We start from the raw sequence: 18,921 nt of genomic DNA on the forward strand, positions 1-18,921 counted from the left end.
GTTCTATTATTCCGTTGCCCCAGGACTCTGCTCGTTACTATCTGGTGGTTCGTTAGGACTATTATCTGGTGCGGTAGAATCTGGTTCGCTGTTTCGTACGATTTCTAAGAGTTCTTCGGCACTTTTGCAAGCCTCAGCGTCGTAGTTGACGATGAGCTCAAAGGGATAGCGAGTGGCTTGTTCCGTAGCCGGAAATTCGCTATTCATCAGGGTGTCTATGGCTACCTGGTTAAGGTAGTCGTAGCCTGTGCTACGTAAGACTTTCGGATTGCTGGGGGTGCCGTCTGGAGCTACTAAAATACCCACTTCGCCATTGGTGGGAGGATTTTGAGCACACAGGTTAAAACTGGCATCAAGGTTTAGTTCTCCGATTTCTGCGGTTTCCACAGCTCCATCCATAGCGCTGTCAGTTTGCGCTTCCCATGCTTCGTAATTGTCTGCTATTTCTTCTGGAGTGGTGCTTTCAGCATCATAATTAAACTTCGCCTGTAGCCGCTCCAGTTGTGTGGGCTCGTCTGTGGCTTCTGGATTAGCCGCTACCTCTGTATTCTCGGTATCCTCAGATGTTGCTTCCTGGTCAGACTGTTCAGGCAGCTCAGGCAGTCCTTCATTGGCTTCAGTTTGCTCCGCTGCGGCCTGTTCAGCTTGCTGTTGTTCCAGTTCGAGTTCTCTCGCTAACGTGTCCTGGTCTGTATCGATCTCGGGCACCACACTGGGCGGTGGTGCTGGAATGGTAATCGTCGTCGTTTTGCGATCGCGACTTTGACCCGATTGTGTAGGCGTATCTCGAATGGAAATATTGGGCCGTGGAATGTAGGGATTCTGGAAAGGGCGGTTGCGCCTCAGGGTATTGGGTGAGCTGAGGGATGGATTCGTTGTGCGATTGCTGCTGGAGCGATTAAAAATATTTGGCCGCGTAAAAATATTAGAACGGTTAAGGGAACTTGCATTGGGCAAGTTATTGATGGAAGGGCGCGAATTAATATCAGGAATGGCCGGTAGTCGTGAACGATTGAAATCAGGCAGTCGGCCCTGCTCCGCCGGAGATAGGGTTACCAGAGGGACAGTGCGAGGTGCATCTGCCACCTCTTCTTCACTAAAGGCGGCGAAGGATGCTGAGGAAAAACGAGGCATAGCCGCAAACAGCACACCATGGAAGCTCAGGGAGGCAATCGCAGCCACACCGTAGGGACTGGTGACGAGTTCCTTGAGTTTACGCAGAGTGGTTTTGACCAAAGATGGGCGCTGGGGAGATAGCTCAGGAGAGTTAGACATGGCACGTTGAGAGCACTATTCCCAAGTGCAATGGGGCACTTGGCTAATCAGTAAGAAAAAGTCAGGAATCTAATAGATCTGCACTGGGTCTGAATACTGGGATCAGCATAGACAATTTAGGGAAAAAGTGTGGCATGGGTGGCCAGTTGCGATCGCTCTTATGGTGTTTGCACGCTGCCTGAAGGTTTATCCTGCGTTTCCCCAGCATCAGCCACGTTGGTGGCACTAGACTGCTGATCTAGAGAAGGCGCAGGTGCTGCAGAGGGGGGCAGGGTATCCGTCACCAAACGTCCGGTACGTTTACCGCCAGATAAGCGTCTCAGGAGTTGGGGCGTCGGATCGTGCATTAGGTAGGTAACCGTATCCCCTGGTTGCCAGGTCCCTTGCCCTAAAACCACATCTAGCTTGCCATTGCGCTGCACGGTAATAGGCAGCAAATCACCACTGGTAATCAATTTGTTCAGTTGCTCGCGCTGTTTTTCAAAATCCTCATTTTGCAGTTGGGTGGTTTTTAATTCAGCGGCGTCATCTTTTAAATATGTATTCCAGGTTTTGATGGCAAGGGGTGTCGGCCTAACCTTACTCCCTTTGCCATTGGCTTTTGGTTCCGTTTCCTTGTCGCTGCGGGGCAATACCGCCAAAACACGGGGGGGCTGAAATTCTTCAGCGGCTCTTTCGGCCACCACCGAATTCACTTCTCCATTGGTCGTTAGGGCTAAAAAGGTACCAATGGAACTGAGCCCTGCTTCATCCAGCAGTTCGGCGTCCAAAGCACTGCTCAAATAAACCCGGAGGCCATCTTGTTTAGCCAGCTCGCACGCCTCTTCATCGGTATCAAACATGACGACTGATTCCCCCTGCTGGTTAAATAATCGCCCGACCAAACGACCCACAGGGTTACACCCTACGATCACCACACCAGTGGCATCGGCTTGGGTAATGCCTAGAAATTTTGCCACACTACGGGCCGTCAGTCCTTGGATAAAGACAGTCATGATGATGGTCAGAAATACCAAGGCTTTAATGGAATCACCACCGTTGATGCCCCGATCGGTGAGCAAAATTGCAAACAAGGAAGCAACTGAGGCCGATACGATGCCGCGGGGGGCAATCCAACTGAGGAAAATCTTTTGCCGCCAGTTGAGATCACTATTGAGGGTACAGGCATAAATATTGAGGGGGCGTACCAACAGCATCAGTGCCAAAACTGTGAATACTGAGCCCACACCTAAAGCAAACACACTGTCAATGGACAGGTCTGCGGCCAGCAAAATAAATAAAACCGAAACAGAAAAGACGGTTAGCTGGCCCTTAAATCTGCGTAATAGCCGTTCATCTGGCACCGATAACGCCCGTAAGACTAGACCAGCGGTGACGGCGGCCATTAATCCAGATTCGCTGCGCACTTCTTGGGCCAGTCCAAACAGACCCCATACGCTAGCCAGCACCACCAGGTTACGCAATTCTTCTGACAAAAAATCGGCGCGTTTGAGAAACTGCCCTAGCAAAGCACCGCCCACACCGCCAATGACAGCACCAATACTGAGCCGCTGGGCCAATCCACCCACAATGAACCCCACATCGGTGTCACCGTTGAGCAAAATATCAAGGACGACGACGGCTAAAATGGCCCCCACCGGATCAATCAGTACGCCCTCGCCTTCTAAGATAGTGGCAACTTTTTTCTCCACCTGCACCTGACGTAGCAAAGGGGTGATTACCGTTGGCCCCGTAACCACCACCAGCGAACCATACAAAAAAGCCAGGGGCCAGGGGAATTCACCAAACCAGTGGGCTGCCATGCCACCCCCCAGCAAGGTAATAAACGTACCGATGGTAATTAAATTACGTAGACTGCCAGATACCTGGCCCAGTTCTTTGAGTTCTAAATTGAGGCCACCCTCAAATAAAATCAGCGCAACACACAGAGAGACAATAACTTCTAACCCTGACCCCAGCACCTTAGGGTCAATGATCTGCAATGTGTCAGGCCCTAAAAGCACCCCGAAACTGAGTAGAAAAATAATGCTCGGTAACCGCAAATATTCAGCGACAACCTGGGCTGTGATACCAGCTAGGACCGCTAATACAATTTGCAGAGTGATATCAAACGGGGTTGCCATTGGCTAGATTTAAAAGGGGGGCCTCATGGATGGGGCCTAAATAATAAAATGTCACTATGGGTAGGCTGATGGAGTAACGGTGATAGCTTGTATCAGCCCAGAAAAGCATTCAAATCCTTAATCTAACATCTAACGTGTGAGGGAAACGGTCAGAATATAGCTGACCTCCCAGTGTATAAGCGTTACTGGCCAAAAAAAAGGGTGGACCAAGGCCACCCAAATCACAGGAGTTATAAGGAGATACGACAATCCGACCGCCGGTAACATACCAAGGTCGAATGCCATGTTGGGTAGCAACTTTTAGCATACGAAAACTGTAGACAATCTACGGGAATTCGTTGCTAAAAATTGCTACCCACGCATATATCTTAATGGGAGTTTTTTGAAAACGGTAAGTTTATGGAGAAAGCTGTAAGATTTTTTTTTCAATAGATAGTATTGATCGTAAATAAAATTACAACCTGTATCAACTCTAAAATCGATCTTAACAATCAGTCGCATTCCTGAAAGTAGTGGCTATTTTGGGAATAGGAAGAATGTAGTCGACCGCTGCAATGCCTAAGGTTCTTGAGCTGGTTAGAATGAAGCTCACAAGGCTTGGCTTAGGTGCCACAAGGCTTGGCTTAGGTGCCACAAGGCTTGGCTTAGGTGCATTTATAGACAAAGGTCTCGCATTAACTCCAGTTCTTAACGCCCCTTCTTTTCACACTAGTGTTGCGCTATCGCCAGTTTTTTAAGGATCGAGCCCTGCGCTCCCAAAAGCTAGTTCAAAAGATAGATTTGAGCGAGGTTTACCCCTGCCCGACCTGCCGTCATCGAGGCACGATTAAGGAGATCACTCTGACTGAAGCGTTTGGTTGCGATCGCTGTCAGCAAATCTATGTGATTCGAGATGGTGGCTTCGGTCTAGAACAGCTATCAGGAGCCCATCCATATCGTCGCCTATGGCGTTGGACAGGTCATCAATGGAAGCAATATAGCCAGTTACCTGCATCTAGTTGGCTAGGGTTGCTGGTAATCATAGCTATATTGCTGGCTATCTCAGGATTTTGGCTGCTCCTGTCCACATCATTTAGGATTTTGGCTGTATTACTAGCCGGTTTAGCGGGCGGTGCCATTTTGACATCGCGCCGTTGATGGTAGCCGGTTGCCTAAGCTAACTCAATAAAGCCGCCTGTACATCTTCTTGCTTGGGTATTTTGACCTTGGTGGCCAGCCCCAACTTAGAGAGCAGTTGAATCGTCATCCAGGTGACATCAATTTCCCACCACTTAAGGCCATGGCGAGCTGAGAACTGGAAAGCATGATGGTTATTGTGCCAGCCTTCTCCGTAGGTGACGACAGCCACCCACCAGCAGTTGGTGGAGTAGTCGTTGGATTCGAAGGTTTTATAGCCAAACTTGTGGGTGGCGCTGTTGACAAACCAGGTGCAGTGGTAAACCGCAACGAGACGTACAAAAATGCCCCACAGGACAAAAGACCACCCACCGATGACATACAGCAGCAAACCCAAAGCAATCTGCATTAGCAAAAAGTAATTTTCGCAGAACAGATAGAACGGATCCCTAGCAATATCTTTAGTCAGCCGGGGAACGTCACCATCAGCGGGCACTTCATAGAAAATCCAGCCCATGTGGCTCCACCAGAAGCCCTTGGTAGAGCTATGGTGGTCAACCGGCTGGTCAGAATGGGCATGGTGATGCCGATGCAGGCCAATCCACTCAATGGGACCATGCTGACAAGCTAGACTGCCGCAGAAGACAAAAAAATACTCCAGCCACTTAGGTACCGTAAAACTACGGTGGGCCACCAGACGATGCCACCCTAAGGTAATTCCTAAACAACCTGTCACCCAATGTAAAAAGAGCGCTACCGCTATAGCGCTCCAACTAAAGTTTGAAGGTAAGAATGCCAATAGGGCAATGCTGTGTACAGCGACCATAAAGATCGCTGTAGGCCAATTAATAGGAGGTTTTGGAACGTTTGCAACAGTCATGTAAAAATCTCAGCGTTAACGTAGGGGCCAACTTGCGTCACAATTAGAGCCCGCGTCATTAGCCCAGGAAAGCGAGTGAATAGCCTGAAGACACTGCAGCCGACAGAGCAAGCACTATTTTCGATTTTTTATGCAATTGACTCCCAGGTCAAGAAAAATGTTGCTCGAATCTTGGCAGCGTTTCGACAACATAAGGTGGGAACGCACCATTTCTCAGGGGTTTCAGGGTATGGTCATGATGATTTGGGACGGCAAACTCTAGATCAAGTTTTTGCTACTGTGGTTGAGGCGGAAGCCGCAGCTGTCAGGGTGCAGTTTGTCTCCGGAACCCATGCCATTACCTGTGCCCTTTTTGGGGTGCTGCGACCTGGTAATGAACTCCTGGCGGTTACTGGCGCTCCCTATGACACCTTGGAAGAAGTCATCGGTGTGCGAGGCAATGGCCAGGGGTCACTCAAGGATTTTGGTATTAGCTACCGGCAGATGCCCCTCACCTCTGAGGGGGGTATTGATTGGTCTGGTTTGGCCACAGCGATTCGTCCCAATACCAAAATGGTGTTGATTCAGCGGTCGTGCGGCTATAGCTGGCGCAGCAGCCTGACTGTCGACGAAATTGGTCAAATTGTCCGGGCGGTCAAAGCCCAAAACCCTGACACCGTTTGTTTGGTCGATAACTGCTATGGCGAGTTTGTAGAGACCCGTGAACCCACGGCAGTAGGAGCAGATCTGATGGCGGGTTCGCTGATCAAAAACCCCGGCGGTACAATTGTGACCACAGGGGGATATGTAGCTGGACGCGCTGACCTGGTGGAAGCCGCCACCTGTCGGCTCACTTCGCCAGGCATTGGTAGCTCTGGTGGGTCTACGCTGAATCAAAATCGATTGCTTTTCCAGGGGCTTTTTCTAGCACCGCAAATGGTGGGTGAGGCCTTAAAGGGCAATTACCTATTGGCCCATACATTTAGTCAGCTAGGCTATGCCGTGAATCCAGCGGTCGATGCGCCTCAGCGAGATGTGATTCAAGCGATTCGTTTGGAAGACCCCGATAAACTGGTGGCTTTTTGCAGAGCAATTCAGCAGCATTCCCCCGTGGAAGCCTATGTGGAGCCGGTACCTGCTGGCATGCCGGGATATGACAGTCAGTTAGTGATGGCCGGTGGTACCTTCATTGATGGCAGTACTTCGGAGCTTTCAGCCGATGGACCTTTGCGCGAACCCTATGTGGTTTATTGCCAGGGAGGCACCCATTGGACCCATGTTGCGATCGCCGCCGAAGCCGCCGCCGCCGCCATCGGTCCTGCCACTTAACCTGCCAATTCAATTGTTACAATAGCTACACATAGTTACCCATCAGTACTCACCAGCGCCCCCATGATTACCGTTGCACTACCGAAGGGCTCATTGCTCAAAGACACTATCCGGATGCTGCAAGGGGCCGGGTTAGACTTCAGTGGATTTTTAGACAGCAGCAACCGCCAGTTACAAATTCTTGAAAGCAGCGGTCGCGCCAAAGGCCTATTGGTAAGAGCTCAGGATGTTCCGGTCTATGTCGAATACGGTCAGGCTCAGCTCGGTATCGTTGGCTATGACGTACTCTACGAAAAAGAGCCCAATGTAGCTCAGCTCGCTGATTTAGGCTTTGGCGGCTGTCGTTTTTCTGTGGCGGTTAAGCAAGATGGTCCCTATCGTTCTGCCCTGGACCTGCCCCCCCACTGCCGCGTTGCCTCCAAATTTGTCAATAGCGCCCGTCGCTACTTCCAAAGCATTGACTTGCCCGTTGAAATTATCCCTCTGTATGGTTCCGTAGAATTAGGCCCCATCACCGGCATGTCCGAAGCAATTGTGGACTTGGTTTCCACAGGACGTACGCTAAAAGAGAACAACCTGATGGAGTTGGAAGTGCTGTTTGAAAGCACGGCTCGGTTGGTGGCCCATCCTTTGAGCTATCGTCTGAATGTGGATAATTTGAGCGAGTATGTTGATTTGATTCGACAGCAATTGACGGTGGCGGCTTAAGTACTGTTTTTTGACCGTTTTTTGTAGGGGCGCACCGATGTGTGCCCTTCTCCCCTTCTTTCTCACCCCAATGGTTTCTCCTTCCGTCACAACTCCCCGCAAGGGTTCAACTTACGATTGGCAGCTTTTCCAGCGCCTTCTCCCCTACATTCTTCGGGAGAAAAGGCACCTGGTGTTACCCCTGCTTTTACTGGTTCCACTGGCCTTTGCCCAGGCATTTCAGCCAGTGCTAATTGGTCAAGCGATTTCGCTCGTTGGCCAAGAATCTGGAGCCTGGAGCTTTTTAGCAGAGCGGTCTCTGCAAGAAGGGTTAAATATCCTGATTGTGCTGTTGCTGTTATGCATAGGCACCCGACTAGCCCTGGATGGCTGGCAGAGTTTTTTGGTGCAAAAGGTGGGGCAGGACATCACCCGCAATATTCGTAATGACATGTTTCACCATGTCATGGCCCTATCGATGCGATTTTTTGATCGCACGCCTGTGGGTCGGCTGATCACCCGTTTGACTAGCGATGTCAATGCCTTGGGAGATGTGTTTTCCACCGGGGCAATCGGCATCTTTAGCGACATGTTTTCGATCGTGGTGTCGGTGGTGCTCATGTTGCTGATCGACTGGCGCTTGGGCTTGATGCTGATGTTGTTGCTGGTGCCTGTGACAGCCATTATTATTTATTTTCAGCAACAGTATCGCAAAGCCAATTATCAGGCCCGTGAGGAGCTGTCGGCACTGAATTCAAATTTACAGGAGAATATTGCCGGCATTGAAGTAGTTCAGCTATTCCGGCGTGAGAGTTTTAATGCCAATCTGTTTCGAACTACCAATGAACGTTACATGCTGGCGGTGGATCGCACCATCTTTTACGATTCGGCGGTATCAGCCACATTGGAATGGATCGCGTTGGTTGCGATCGCCAGTGTTCTTGGTTTTGGTGGCTGGCTAGTGCTGGGCGAGAACATGGAAATCGGCACCCTAACCACGTTTATCCTGTTTGCTCAGCGGTTATTCGAACCACTGCGCCAGTTTGCCGATAAATTCACCGCCATTCAAGCTGGATTTACTGCGGTTGAGCGTTTGAACGATTTGTTAGATGAACCGATCGACATTAAAGATAGTGATGATCCGGCAGTGTTGCCCGAACCCACTGACGAGAACGATAATGTCTTACCCGGTGAGATTCGCTTTAACCATGTGAACTTTGGTTATAAGGCCGATGAATATGTTTTACGTGATTTAGATTTCACCATTCGCCCCGGTGAGAAAGTGGCATTAGTGGGGCCAACAGGAGCCGGAAAAAGTTCAATTATTCGCTTGCTTTGTCGCCTGTATGAAGTCAACGATGGCCAAATTTTGCTCGATGGCGTTGATATTCGTGACTTGGCCCAGAGCGATTTGCGCCAGCGCATGGCCATCATTTTGCAAGATGGATTTATCTTCTCTGGAGACGTAAGTAGCAATATCACCTTGGGTGAAGAATACACCCCGGCTCAGATTCGCCATGCCGCCGAATCCACCAACGTGGCCAGCTTTATCGAACAATTACCCCAAGGCTATGACACCCTGTTACGAGAGCGAGGCACTAATCTTTCCGGTGGTGAAAAACAGCTATTGGCCTTTGCCCGTGCAGCGATCCGGAACCCTGGCATTCTGGTGTTGGATGAGGCAACCGCAAACCTGGATGTGGGCACAGAGGCGAAGATTCAGTCGGCCTTAAATACGCTATTGGAGAACCGAACAGCAATTATTATTGCCCACCGCCTATCGACAATTCGCAACGTGGATCGCATTTTAGTGTTGAAACAAGGACATCTGGCAGAACAGGGTAGCCACGATGAACTATTAGCCGCAGATGGTCTCTATGCAAGTTTGTATAAGTTACAAATGTTGGGCCAATAAGTGCCCTGGTATGGCAAGGCATCCATCTCCCTTGCCCAGTTTACTCCTCGCAACTGTCGACGACTGCCGTTAGCGAATACTTTCCAGTTTACTCCTCGCAACTGTCGACGACTGCCGTTAGCGAATACTCCCCACCCCAATAGCCATAGGTGCCAACATACCAAAGACCACTGCTCAAGGCTGGCCGAGTTTGACTGTGCACGGTAATCGTTTCGTCGCTACCATTTAACCAGGGACGAAAGTCATATCTACCCAGGGTAGGTTTATCGTCTTTCCTCACATACAGGTCCACATCACCCGCTGCTGCTTCGGTGCCGAGCATTTGCAACTCCAGTTGAGCGGTCCCATCAGGTACATCAATATAATAATGTTGCCATTCGCCGTTGCTAACTCTGCCTGTGATTGGTTGGCAGCTCATCAGTGGAGGCGCGATACCGGTCTCTTCGGCAATCACAAAGTCTCTGATGACGGCCATATGTTGCATGTTGCGAGCACCGCTGTCGTTGCGACGAACAGGTGCGACATCTGATAGGGGAGAATAAACGCGACTGTCAAATACTAGGCCATTAGAAAATGTATTCTCTCCAATGGTGACGGGCACTTCATATTCTTGCAAATCAACATCGGCAAAAACCCAATCATAGGGACGACGACGGCTTGAATTAGTATCGCCATCCCCATTTTGATCCACCGGGTAAGGTGGCCGAGTATTGACCACCGTTCCTAGAGTTCGCAATGCGGTTTCTGTGATATTGCGAGTATTTAAATCTCCACCAATGACCAATAAGTCTTCGTTAGGCACATTATCTTCAACAAACTCGATTAAAGCATTGGCTTGAATATTGCGTGTATTTGCACTCCGGGTGAGAAAGTGAACGCTGATGGCCCATAGATCTTGGTCCCCCGGCAGATCAATTTTGGCCCAGGCAAAGTCACGGTTGCTGACGGCGGGGTCATCCCATTCCCCCGAGTCAAGGATGGGATAGCGGCTGATGACACCGTTGGGGATTTGGGCATCGTCTTCTCTGTAATAAGAGAACTCGTCTCCAAAGGTGCTTTTAACCCAGGCTGTAATGTCGCTATCAGAGTTATTGCCAATGTTAAATTCTTGGATTAAAACAATGTCGGGTGTTAATCCTTGAAAGATGCGAGTACCTTCGCCTGGATCGTACGATTGGCGATTGCCACTGCTCGTGTTGGCAGCCATAATGCGCAGGGTGGTTTGGGAGACCGCTGGTTTTGCCATCAGCATAGCCAGAACCAGGACGAGTAATGATAAAGACGATACACGCTGAGTTATGGGGGGCACTATGGTAGTTTCCTCAATGGAGAATACTTGTGTTGTAACTAGTCTGTAGGTAGTGTGCCCCGAACCTATCAACTTTAGTTGTATTGTGGGTGTTTTGTAATGACCCTATGGACTCCGGATATGTATACCAAGGCATGGAATTTTGCGGCGGATGCCCATAGGGGGCAGCGGGTGCCGGGGACGGAGCGACCGTACATTAACCATTTGGGAAATGTGGCCATGGAGGTGATGCGGGCCATTGCGGCGACACCGACGGTGCAGCAGCCGGATTTAGCGGTGCAGTGTGCATTGTTACACGACACGATTGAGGATACGGCGATGACCTATGGGCGGCTGGTGGCTGAATTTGGGCCAGACGTGGCGGCTGGGGTGTTGGCCTTGAGTAAGGATGCTGCGCTGCCGAAGGAGGCGCAGATAGCAGATAGTTTGCAGCGGATTCGGCAGCAGCCTGAGGCGGTATGGATGGTGAAACTGGCGGATCGCATTAGTAATTTGCAGAAACCGCCGAAGCATTGGGGAGTGGAAAAGATTCGGCAGTATGGAGTTGAGGCAGAGATGATTTTGGAGGCGTTGGGGGAGGCGAATGCGTGGTTGGCGCAACGGTTGGCAGAGAAGATTGTTGCCTATGGGGTGTATGGTGCGATGTGAAGGAAAATGCTACCCGTGGGTGCTAAGTTTATAACCAGGCTTGTATAAGCTGTTGCTTAGCTGTAGTTCTAAATTGATTTTAGGCTTCATGATATGCCAGTATCTCAAGCTACTAGAAGACGGATTGTCTTTCTGGTCTTCATTGCCCTAGTCCTCGGATTTTATCGGTTTCGCTGGGGAATACTTGGCCTCGTCAATATTGGGCCACTCTCCCAGGCGTGTGAAAACATAGAAGTGCTCAATACCTATTTGAGCACTGGTGGAAGTCCCTCAGCTTATCTAGGTCGTACACCATTAATTATGTGTGCGACAGAAAAGGAAAACTATGAAGTCGTGTCTAAGCTGATTGACTTAGGAGTTAATGTCGATGCTGGCAAAAAACGTCCATATGTACCGATTATTATGGATTCGAGTACTGGAACAACAGCCTTGGATGTGTCAGTCAGAGCGGGAAATTTTGAAATCACAAAGTTGTTGTTTGAGAATGGAGCAAATGTGAACTGGGCAGACAATGTATCTGCTTCACCTCTCAATCTTACAATCGTATACAATCGACCCGAGTTTTTAACATTGTTTTTGGAGAATGAAAATACTATCTATGAGTTTGATGGAAGTCGAATTGTTGGCGCAGCCCTTGACGGAGATCTGGCGATATTCAGGGTTCTATTTGAAAAAGGCGTTCATCTGGAAAGGATCTATGAGTCTGCATTAGCAGGTGCGGCATCTAAAAATCATATACAACTCGTCAACTTTCTATATGAGCAAGGCATTTCTGTTGATGCAAAAAATAGTCGAACAGGACAAACTGCACTTCACCTCCCTGCTAAATTAAATCACGTCAAGATGGTTGAGTTCCTGATCGATGTTAAAGCCGATATTAATGTCAGAGATAATAGAGGAAATACACCACTGCATTATGCAGCTATGTCAAATCATGATGAGGTTGCCAAAATATTAGTTGACAATGGTGCAGACACAAATCTTGAAAACAAAAAGGGCAAAACGCCTCTTGAAGTCTCAATCGAGAATGATAGTTGAGCCTGCGAAACCCAACACCCCGCCAATTGTCCTCGCGATCATTAACCGAGGAATTGAGATTGCATGTATCTCAACCATTGGCAAATTACCGACACACAGAAATTGCAAATTTTATATATTCCCTCCAAATCACGCATATCGCCGAGACCCGTAGGTTGGCGTTGAGCCTGCGAAACCCAACACTCCGCCAATTGTCCTCGCGATCGCAATTTACCAATGAACAATTGCGATCGAATAAATGTACGCCATTCATTCCTAAAGGTTGGCATTGGGAGATTTCGGCAAGTCGGGTTTCATAAATTCAACCCGACCTACTGTTTGAAATCTTCGTTACGTCACCACAATAACTATTTCTAGGCTGAGCTAGCCAGGACAGCAGTTGCACTCATCTGTTTTTCCTGAACTAGAACTGATAACAGATGAAATTTTTCAGGCGGCTGAATTGTAGAGGTTAATGTAAACAAAGCTATCCGTTTGCAACAAAGCAGCAGAAAATACAAACAAAACTTTAGCTGGTGAACACAATGGGAAGTAGGCACTCGCACAATCGGAGGTCAACCCCATGGTCGTCCAAGGTACACCCACCACACCCACCGCTGCGCCTGCCTACGAAACTACCACCCAAACCATTGCCAAAGAGCTGCTGGCCAAAACCCAAGAGCGCCAGGGTTGGCTCGGACAAATTCGCGATCGCATCCAACTCCACGACCAGCTACTCGGCTTCGCCATGGCCAATCCTGGCCTGCGCGTTCAATTATTTCGCCTGATCGACTGTCTCCCGGCCCTCTCCGATAAAACCGAAATCGCCCGTCATATGGATGATTATCTAGGGCAAGACATCGTTGAGCTACCCGCCCCCCTCAAAGCGCTGCTCAACTTTACCCAACCCGATTCAGTGCCTGGTCACCTGGCGGCCACCACCTTCTCCACAACAGTTGCCACACTGGCCAAAAAATATATTGCAGGCGAAACGATTGACCAAGTTTTTAAGAGTTTAAAGCATCTTGAAAAACAAAATCTCACCTTTACCCTCGATCTATTGGGTGAAGCCGTTGTTACTGAAACAGAAGCCGAAGATTATCTCAATCGTTATTTGTTGTTAATGGAACAACTGGCTACACGCTTTCCTACTCAGCTGGTGTCCCCTGAGCGAAGTCGAAAGGGACACTTACCCAACGCTCAAGTTTCAGTCAAACTAACGGCCTTTTATTCCCAATTTGATCCTCTAGACCCCATTGGCACCCAAACTAAGGTTAGCGAACGTGTCCGCAAATTGTTGCGGAAAGCTGGGGAGTTAGGTATCGCTGTCCATTTTGACATGGAACAATATGTCTACAAAGATCTTACCCTGGCGATTCTGAAGGATGTGTTGATGGAAGATGAATTTCGTCAGCGTAGCGATATTGGAATGACCCAACAGGCTTATTTAAGAGACAGTTATCAAGACTTGAAAGAGATTATTCAGTGGGTGGCTGAGCGCGGTACTCCCCTCACCGTCAGACTGGTTAAAGGTGCCTATTGGGACCAGGAGATGATCAAGGCTATCCAGCATGGCTGGGCACCGCCGGTTTATCGTCATAAAGTTTCGACCGATGCCAACTTTGAACGGATGACTCAGCTACTGTTGGAAAATCATCAGGTAGTGTACGCCGCGATTGGTAGCCATAATGTGCGATCGCAAGCCCATGCCATGGCCATTGCCGATGCCCTGCAAATTCCCAAACGCTGCATTGAGCTGCAAGTTCTTTATGGCATGGCCGATAAGCTTGCTGTTGCTCTAGCCAAGCGCGACTATCGTGTCCGTGTCTATTGCCCCTACGGTAAACTCATCCCTGGCATGGCCTACCTGATTCGTCGCCTGCTGGAGAACACCGCCAATACCTCATTCCTGCGGCAAAGGTTAGACGCAACACCGATAGAAGATCTCCTGGCTAAACCCACCTTTGCCGAAGTCGATGTGCAACCTGCTGACCCTGTCCCTGTGGAACAATTTGCCAATGCTCCCGATACTGACTATGCGCAGCGATTGGCCAGACAAACGGCCCAGCAGGCACTAACTCAGGTTCGTAATCAGTTGGGCCAAACCCATTGGTCTTGGGTGAATGGGCAATACCTACCAACGGAAACCCTGGTGCCGTCGGTGAACCCTTCGAATCCTGTCGAGATTGTGGGGCAGATTGGCTTGCTGGATACGAACCAGGCGGATATGGCTGTTGCCGCTGCTAAGGCTGCCGTTGCCAGCTGGCGACATACCCCAGTTTCAGAACGAATCGCCTGTCTGCATCGTGCAGGTGAATTGATGGCAGCTCGCCGTGCAGAATTGGTTGCCTGGATTGTTGTAGAGGTCGGTAAACCGTTGCGAGAGGCGGATGCGGAAGTGTCAGAAGCGATCGATTTCTGTCATTATTATGCTGATGAGATGGAGCGGCTGGAGCAGGGCAAAGCAGCTGATCTGCCTGGGGAGACAAATCGATATCGCTATTTCCCAAGGGGGATTGCGCTGGTAATTTCGCCGTGGAATTTTCCGCTTGCGATCGCAACTGGCATGACCGTTGCTGCCCTTGTCACTGGTAATTGCACCTTGCTCAAACCTGCTGAAAATTCCGCAATTATTGCTGCTAAACTGGCTGAGATTTTAATCGCAGCCGGTTTCCCTCCAGGTGTTTTCCAACTGTTATTTGCTAAAGGTTCGACCGTAGGGGCCCATCTCGTTCAACATCCCGACATTCACCTGATTGCATTTACGGGGTCCAGGGAGGTGGGTTGTCGTATTTATGCAGATGCTGCTCAGCTGAAACCTGGCCAGCATCACCTCAAACGAGTCATTGCTGAAATGGGGGGCAAAAACGCCATTATTGTCGATTCTAGTGCCGACCTGGATCAAGCGGTGCAAGGTGTGGTGCAGTCTGCCTTTGGCTACAGTGGTCAAAAATGTTCTGCTTGCTCACGGGTGATTGTTTTAGAGACTATCTATGAGACATTTGTTCAGCGTCTGGTCGAGGCTACTCGTTCTCTTAATGTAGGAGCCGCAGATTATCCTGACACTAAGGTGGGTCCGGTGATTGATGCCGTATCCCAACAACGAATTCAGAAATTTATTGAGATTGGTAGAAAAGAGGGTAGTTTGGCTCTCTCAATCGAACCTCCCGATTTTGGTTACTTTATTGGTCCTACTATTTTTATTAATGTTTCTCCCGATGCGCAGATTGCTCAACAAGAAATCTTCGGCCCTGTCGTTGCTGTTATCTCGGCGAAAACGTTTGAAGAAGGGTTGACTATTGCTAACAATACTGACTACGCCCTCACGGGGGGGCTCTATTCTCGTACTCCTGCCCATATAGAACAAGCTCAAACTACTTTTGATGTTGGTAATCTCTATATTAATCGAGGGATTACGGGTGCCATTGTTGCTCGCCAGCCTTTTGGTGGTTTTAAGCTCTCTGGTGTTGGTTCAAAAGCTGGTGGTGCTGATTATCTTCTTCAATTTTTGGAGCCTCGCGTAGTGACAGAAAATATTCAACGTCAAGGCTTTGCTCCGATTGATGGGTTTGATTAGTGTTCTTTGCGGGTGAAAAAATATAAAACAAGTACCCCTATACAGAGTGGTTCAATCACAATAGTCTTCTAACTTAATGACATAGTAACTCTGTGCCCTTCCAAAAAATCAATCAATCGAGGTGCCCAATAGATAGTTTCTCTTAATTCAGAATACTCATGTCCGCTACATAGACACTATGGATGCAGCAACCATCAATCCCTTGTTAAGAAACAGGTCGCTTACCCCGCTTCTGTAGTAGCGTTATTGACTGAAGTCTTAAACGCCCTACCGCAATGACAACTAACTGGTCCAGCCTGTTACAGCAGCTCATTGATAAGCACTCCCTCTCAGTCGATCAAGCTGAATCACTGATGCAAGGATGGTTGACAGAATCGATTGATCCGATCATGTCCGGAGCGATCCTGGCGGCCTTACAATCCAAGGGCTTCTCCGCTAATGAACTAGCGGGTATGGCCCATGTCTTACAAGGGCAGTCCCTAGGTGGCATGGAGGCCGATGATTCGTTGCCCACACCCCGCATCGATACCTGTGGCACTGGTGGAGATGGTGCCTCTACATTTAATATTTCCACCGCCGTGACGTTTGTGGCCGCTGCTGCCGGTATCCCAGTGGTAAAGCATGGTAATCGCTCAGCATCTAGCAAGGTGGGCTCGGCTGATGTGCTGGAAGGTTTAGGTGTAGACCTTAGTACATCCCCTGAAAAAGCTAAAGCAGCGGTTAAGGAAGTGGGGGTGACATTCCTGTTTGCCCGTGGTTGGCACCCAGCAATGAAGGCCGTTGCGCCCCTTCGCGGTACGTTGAAAATTCGCACGGTTTTTAACTTGCTGGGGCCATTGGTTAACCCCTTGCGGCCTACGGGACAGGTCATTGGTGTATTCGACCCAGCGGTCATTTCTACCATGGCCGAAGCGTTGAACCAGTTAGGGATGGGGCAAGCCATGGTGCTCCATGGTCGCGAGGGTTTGGATGAAGCTGGATTGGGGGATGCAACGGATGTGGCTGTCTTAGCCAATGGTCAGGTGACTACTCAGGTGATCGATCCAAAACGTTTGGGGTTAGCCCATGCTGATATTGGTGCTCTGCGGGGTGGTGAACTAGAAGAAAACATGACCATCCTGCGTAATGTACTTCAGGGTAAAGGTACCCAGGCTCAGCAGGAAGCTGTGGCCCTAAATGCCTCTCTGGCCTTGCAAGTGGGGGAAGTGGTGACAGGTGATACCTTTGAAGCTGCCTGCGCTCAAGGTGTTATCAAAGCAAAAGAGATTATTGCCAGCGGTGCCGCTTGGGACAAGTTAGAGCAACTAGTCGCTTTCTTGAAAAATTAAAAACAACAACGTGAGAATAATTACTCATAAATCTTAGGGTGGGCTATGCCCACCCTAAGATTTATGCCATGGAACTTATGGCATAAGGTTTTCCTGCTGATGGGGAATCCATTGCGCCAAAATGGCTGCAATGGCCATTGAGAAACCGCCAAGGACGACAATACTAATCCGATCGCAACCGAAACAGGTCATCACCCAACCCAGCCCTAAAGAGGCAACAATCTCGGGGAGCACAATAAAGCAGTTGAAAATGCCCATGTAGAGGCAATTTTTTTCTGGTGGAATGGATTTAGTTAGTAGCGCATAGGGTAGTGAATGCATGCTGGCGATGGCAATGCCTACGCCAATCATCGGCAATAATAAGAATTCTGGCTGATGAATCCAGTTAATGGAGATTAATCCAATAGCACCACACAGCAGACTAAGACTGTGGGTGTGGCGTTCTCCTAACCTCGCAACAACACTATAAATACCTAGAGCGGCAACACAACACACCAGATTGTCGACTGCTAAACAAATGCCTGACCATTCAACACTTTTGGCATAAAGTGGTGTACCTGGCACAGCACCAAAAATATGATGGGCGATGGCTGGGGGCAAATAAAGGAACATGCAAAATACCCCTAGCCAGCTAAAGCATTGCACCCAAGCCAGATGTCGCATTGTGGGCGGCATGGTTGCGATCGCATCCCAAATTTGTTTGACCATACCGTCTTCAGAAGCCGAGGATGGCTTAATATCGTTTGACTCTGGTGTTGTCAGCACGGTCCACACCACGGTCCCCAAAAACACCGCTGCCCCTAAATAAAAGGACAACTTAATCGACAGCGGAATATGGCCTGCCATGGCGGCAGTATCTAACTCACTGAAGGGGTCGTTATTCAGGTGGGCTATCAACCACGGCATGGCTGATGCCAGTACTGCCCCAAGGCCACAGAGCAGACTTTGTACAATAAACCCCTGGGTTTGCTGCTCTGTGGGCACCAAGTCCGCCACAAATGAGCGAAATGGGGTCATGCTGACGTTAGCGGATGCATCTAGCAGCCAAAGCAGCCCTGCCGCTATCCATAGGCTCGATGCATTGGGCAGCAGAATTAGCGCGATCGAACTTAGGAGAGCGCCCCCTAAAAAGTAGGGTCGCCGTCGCCCGAGCGGTGTATGGGTGCGATCGCTCCAATAGCCAATCACAGGCTGTATCAACAGACCACTCATGGGCGCAGCCAGCCACAGTAGGGGGAGCTGATGAGGGGTTGCGCCCAGGGATTCAAAAATGGCGCTACCGTTGGCCATTTGCAAGCCCCAGCCAAACTGGATGCCAAGGAAGCCAAAGCTCATATTCCATAAAGCACCCAAATTGTATGGTTGATGCAACGTGGGGGAGTCTTCTGGGGAAAGAGATGCTTGAGAAACGATTTGGGTAACTTCTACCATGGCATTGCCATGGACTTAGCGGCAGATTTAATTGTGTGGTTAAACATAAACAACGTAAATTGCCACAGCCAATCAGCAAGCCATAGCGTTAGGGCAGGTTATGGACGATGTTGACAATTTTTAAGGAACAATTTTGTTTTGCTTGTACACACAATGCTGAACAAACAATGTCCAGGGGCACCAACTTAAGGCAGAACGTTCTCCCAAAGAGAGTAGTCAGGGGTCAGAAGTCAGTGCAGTACTGGATTCTGACCCCTGACTACTCTTCTAGCCAACATTTCTCAGCATAAGTTGATATCCATTCACA

13 protein-coding genes are annotated in these 18,921 nt (G+C 49.3%); 8 read left to right on the plus strand and 5 right to left on the minus strand.

Annotation, left to right across the window (positions count from 1 at the left end; genetic code table 11):
• Positions 1-6: 6 nt before the first annotated feature.
• Both U2F10_RS19470 and U2F10_RS19475 read right to left on the minus strand, forming a co-directional pair.
• Positions 7-1,275, minus strand: coding sequence for an energy transducer TonB (locus U2F10_RS19470; RefSeq protein ID WP_163662910.1), 1,269 nt, complete (start codon positions 1,273-1,275; stop codon positions 7-9).
• A gap of 158 nt (positions 1,276-1,433) precedes the next feature.
• A complete protein-coding gene (locus U2F10_RS19475; RefSeq protein ID WP_499873088.1) occupies positions 1,434-3,398 on the minus strand; it encodes a cation:proton antiporter in 1,965 nt (654 codons plus the stop codon).
• Between the two features lie 711 nt (positions 3,399-4,109).
• On the opposite strand from U2F10_RS19475, the gene U2F10_RS19480 reads away from it, so the two are divergent.
• On the plus strand, positions 4,110-4,535 hold the full coding sequence (locus tag U2F10_RS19480) for a hypothetical protein (protein WP_163662905.1): 426 nt from the start codon (positions 4,110-4,112) through the stop codon (positions 4,533-4,535).
• A 19-nt stretch (positions 4,536-4,554) separates the two neighbouring features.
• Here the strand turns inward: U2F10_RS19480 and U2F10_RS19485 are convergent, their stop codons facing one another.
• Positions 4,555-5,394 (minus strand): acyl-CoA desaturase, encoded by an 840-nt coding sequence (locus U2F10_RS19485; protein ID WP_499867664.1) that lies wholly within the window; start codon positions 5,392-5,394, stop codon positions 4,555-4,557.
• 75 nt (positions 5,395-5,469) lie between these two features.
• Here U2F10_RS19485 and U2F10_RS19490 point away from each other — a divergent pair, with 75 nt between their 5' ends.
• The 3 genes from U2F10_RS19490 to U2F10_RS19500 all read left to right on the plus strand — a co-directional run bounded on the left by U2F10_RS19490 (position 5,470) and on the right by U2F10_RS19500 (position 9,304).
• Positions 5,470-6,702 (plus strand): methionine gamma-lyase family protein, encoded by a 1,233-nt coding sequence (locus U2F10_RS19490; protein ID WP_499873089.1) that lies wholly within the window; start codon positions 5,470-5,472, stop codon positions 6,700-6,702.
• Between the two features lie 63 nt (positions 6,703-6,765).
• Positions 6,766-7,410 carry an ATP phosphoribosyltransferase gene (gene hisG, locus U2F10_RS19495; protein WP_163662897.1) on the plus strand — a complete coding sequence of 215 codons (645 nt, stop codon included), beginning with the start codon at positions 6,766-6,768 and terminating at the stop codon, positions 7,408-7,410.
• A gap of 70 nt (positions 7,411-7,480) precedes the next feature.
• The gene (locus U2F10_RS19500; protein ID WP_163662894.1) at positions 7,481-9,304 is read left to right on the plus strand and encodes an ABC transporter ATP-binding protein; all 1,824 of its coding nucleotides are present in this window, start codon (positions 7,481-7,483) and stop codon (positions 9,302-9,304) included.
• Positions 9,305-9,392: 88 nt separating this feature from the next.
• Here the strand turns inward: U2F10_RS19500 and U2F10_RS19505 are convergent, their stop codons facing one another.
• Positions 9,393-10,556, minus strand: coding sequence for a pre-peptidase C-terminal domain-containing protein (locus U2F10_RS19505; protein WP_499873090.1), 1,164 nt, complete (start codon positions 10,554-10,556; stop codon positions 9,393-9,395).
• A 156-nt stretch (positions 10,557-10,712) separates the two neighbouring features.
• On the opposite strand from U2F10_RS19505, the gene U2F10_RS19510 reads away from it, so the two are divergent.
• The 4 genes from U2F10_RS19510 to trpD all read left to right on the plus strand — a co-directional run bounded on the left by U2F10_RS19510 (position 10,713) and on the right by trpD (position 17,183).
• Entirely contained in the window at positions 10,713-11,261 is a 549-nt protein-coding gene (locus U2F10_RS19510; protein WP_499873091.1) for an HD domain-containing protein, read from the plus strand.
• 93 nt (positions 11,262-11,354) lie between these two features.
• On the plus strand, positions 11,355-12,299 hold the full coding sequence (locus U2F10_RS19515; RefSeq protein ID WP_499867660.1) for an ankyrin repeat domain-containing protein: 945 nt from the start codon (positions 11,355-11,357) through the stop codon (positions 12,297-12,299).
• A 562-nt stretch (positions 12,300-12,861) separates the two neighbouring features.
• Complete coding sequence (gene pruA, locus U2F10_RS19520) at positions 12,862-15,855, plus strand: L-glutamate gamma-semialdehyde dehydrogenase (RefSeq protein ID WP_499873092.1); 2,994 nt, start codon at positions 12,862-12,864, stop codon at positions 15,853-15,855.
• Between the two features lie 275 nt (positions 15,856-16,130).
• Positions 16,131-17,183, plus strand: a complete 1,053-nt coding sequence (gene trpD, locus U2F10_RS19525) for an anthranilate phosphoribosyltransferase (RefSeq protein ID WP_499060574.1) — start codon at positions 16,131-16,133, stop codon at positions 17,181-17,183.
• A gap of 75 nt (positions 17,184-17,258) precedes the next feature.
• On the opposite strand, the gene U2F10_RS19530 is transcribed toward trpD, so the two are convergent.
• Positions 17,259-18,614: an MFS transporter gene (locus tag U2F10_RS19530; protein WP_499060573.1), complete on the minus strand. Its 1,356-nt coding sequence runs from the start codon at positions 18,612-18,614 to the stop codon at positions 17,259-17,261.
• Between the last annotated feature and the right edge of the window lie 307 nt (positions 18,615-18,921).

Origin of the sequence: Leptothoe sp. EHU-05/26/07-4, from assembly GCF_043421015.1 — a bacterium.
Classification (GTDB): domain Bacteria; phylum Cyanobacteriota; class Cyanobacteriia; order Phormidesmidales; family Phormidesmidaceae; genus Leptothoe; species Leptothoe turfae.

Bases quoted from the DNA above. Each gene is read 5' to 3' on its own strand.
- U2F10_RS19470 (WP_163662910.1), bottom strand. From the start codon at position 1,275: ATGTCTAACTCTCCTGAGCTATCTCCCCAGCGCCCATCTTTGGTCAAA.
- U2F10_RS19475 (WP_499873088.1), bottom strand. From the start codon at position 3,398: ATGGCAACCCCGTTTGATATCACTCTGCAAATTGTATTAGCGGTCCTA.
- U2F10_RS19485 (WP_499867664.1), bottom strand. From the start codon at position 5,394: ATGACTGTTGCAAACGTTCCAAAACCTCCTATTAATTGGCCTACAGCG.
- hisG (WP_163662897.1), top strand. From the start codon at position 6,766: ATGATTACCGTTGCACTACCGAAGGGCTCATTGCTCAAAGACACTATC.
- U2F10_RS19500 (WP_163662894.1), top strand. From the start codon at position 7,481: ATGGTTTCTCCTTCCGTCACAACTCCCCGCAAGGGTTCAACTTACGAT.
- U2F10_RS19505 (WP_499873090.1), bottom strand. From the start codon at position 10,556: ATGCTGATGGCAAAACCAGCGGTCTCCCAAACCACCCTGCGCATTATG.
- U2F10_RS19510 (WP_499873091.1), top strand. From the start codon at position 10,713: ATGACCCTATGGACTCCGGATATGTATACCAAGGCATGGAATTTTGCG.
- U2F10_RS19515 (WP_499867660.1), top strand. From the start codon at position 11,355: ATGCCAGTATCTCAAGCTACTAGAAGACGGATTGTCTTTCTGGTCTTC.
- pruA (WP_499873092.1), top strand. From the start codon at position 12,862: ATGGTCGTCCAAGGTACACCCACCACACCCACCGCTGCGCCTGCCTAC.
- trpD (WP_499060574.1), top strand. From the start codon at position 16,131: ATGACAACTAACTGGTCCAGCCTGTTACAGCAGCTCATTGATAAGCAC.
- U2F10_RS19530 (WP_499060573.1), bottom strand. From the start codon at position 18,614: ATGGTAGAAGTTACCCAAATCGTTTCTCAAGCATCTCTTTCCCCAGAA.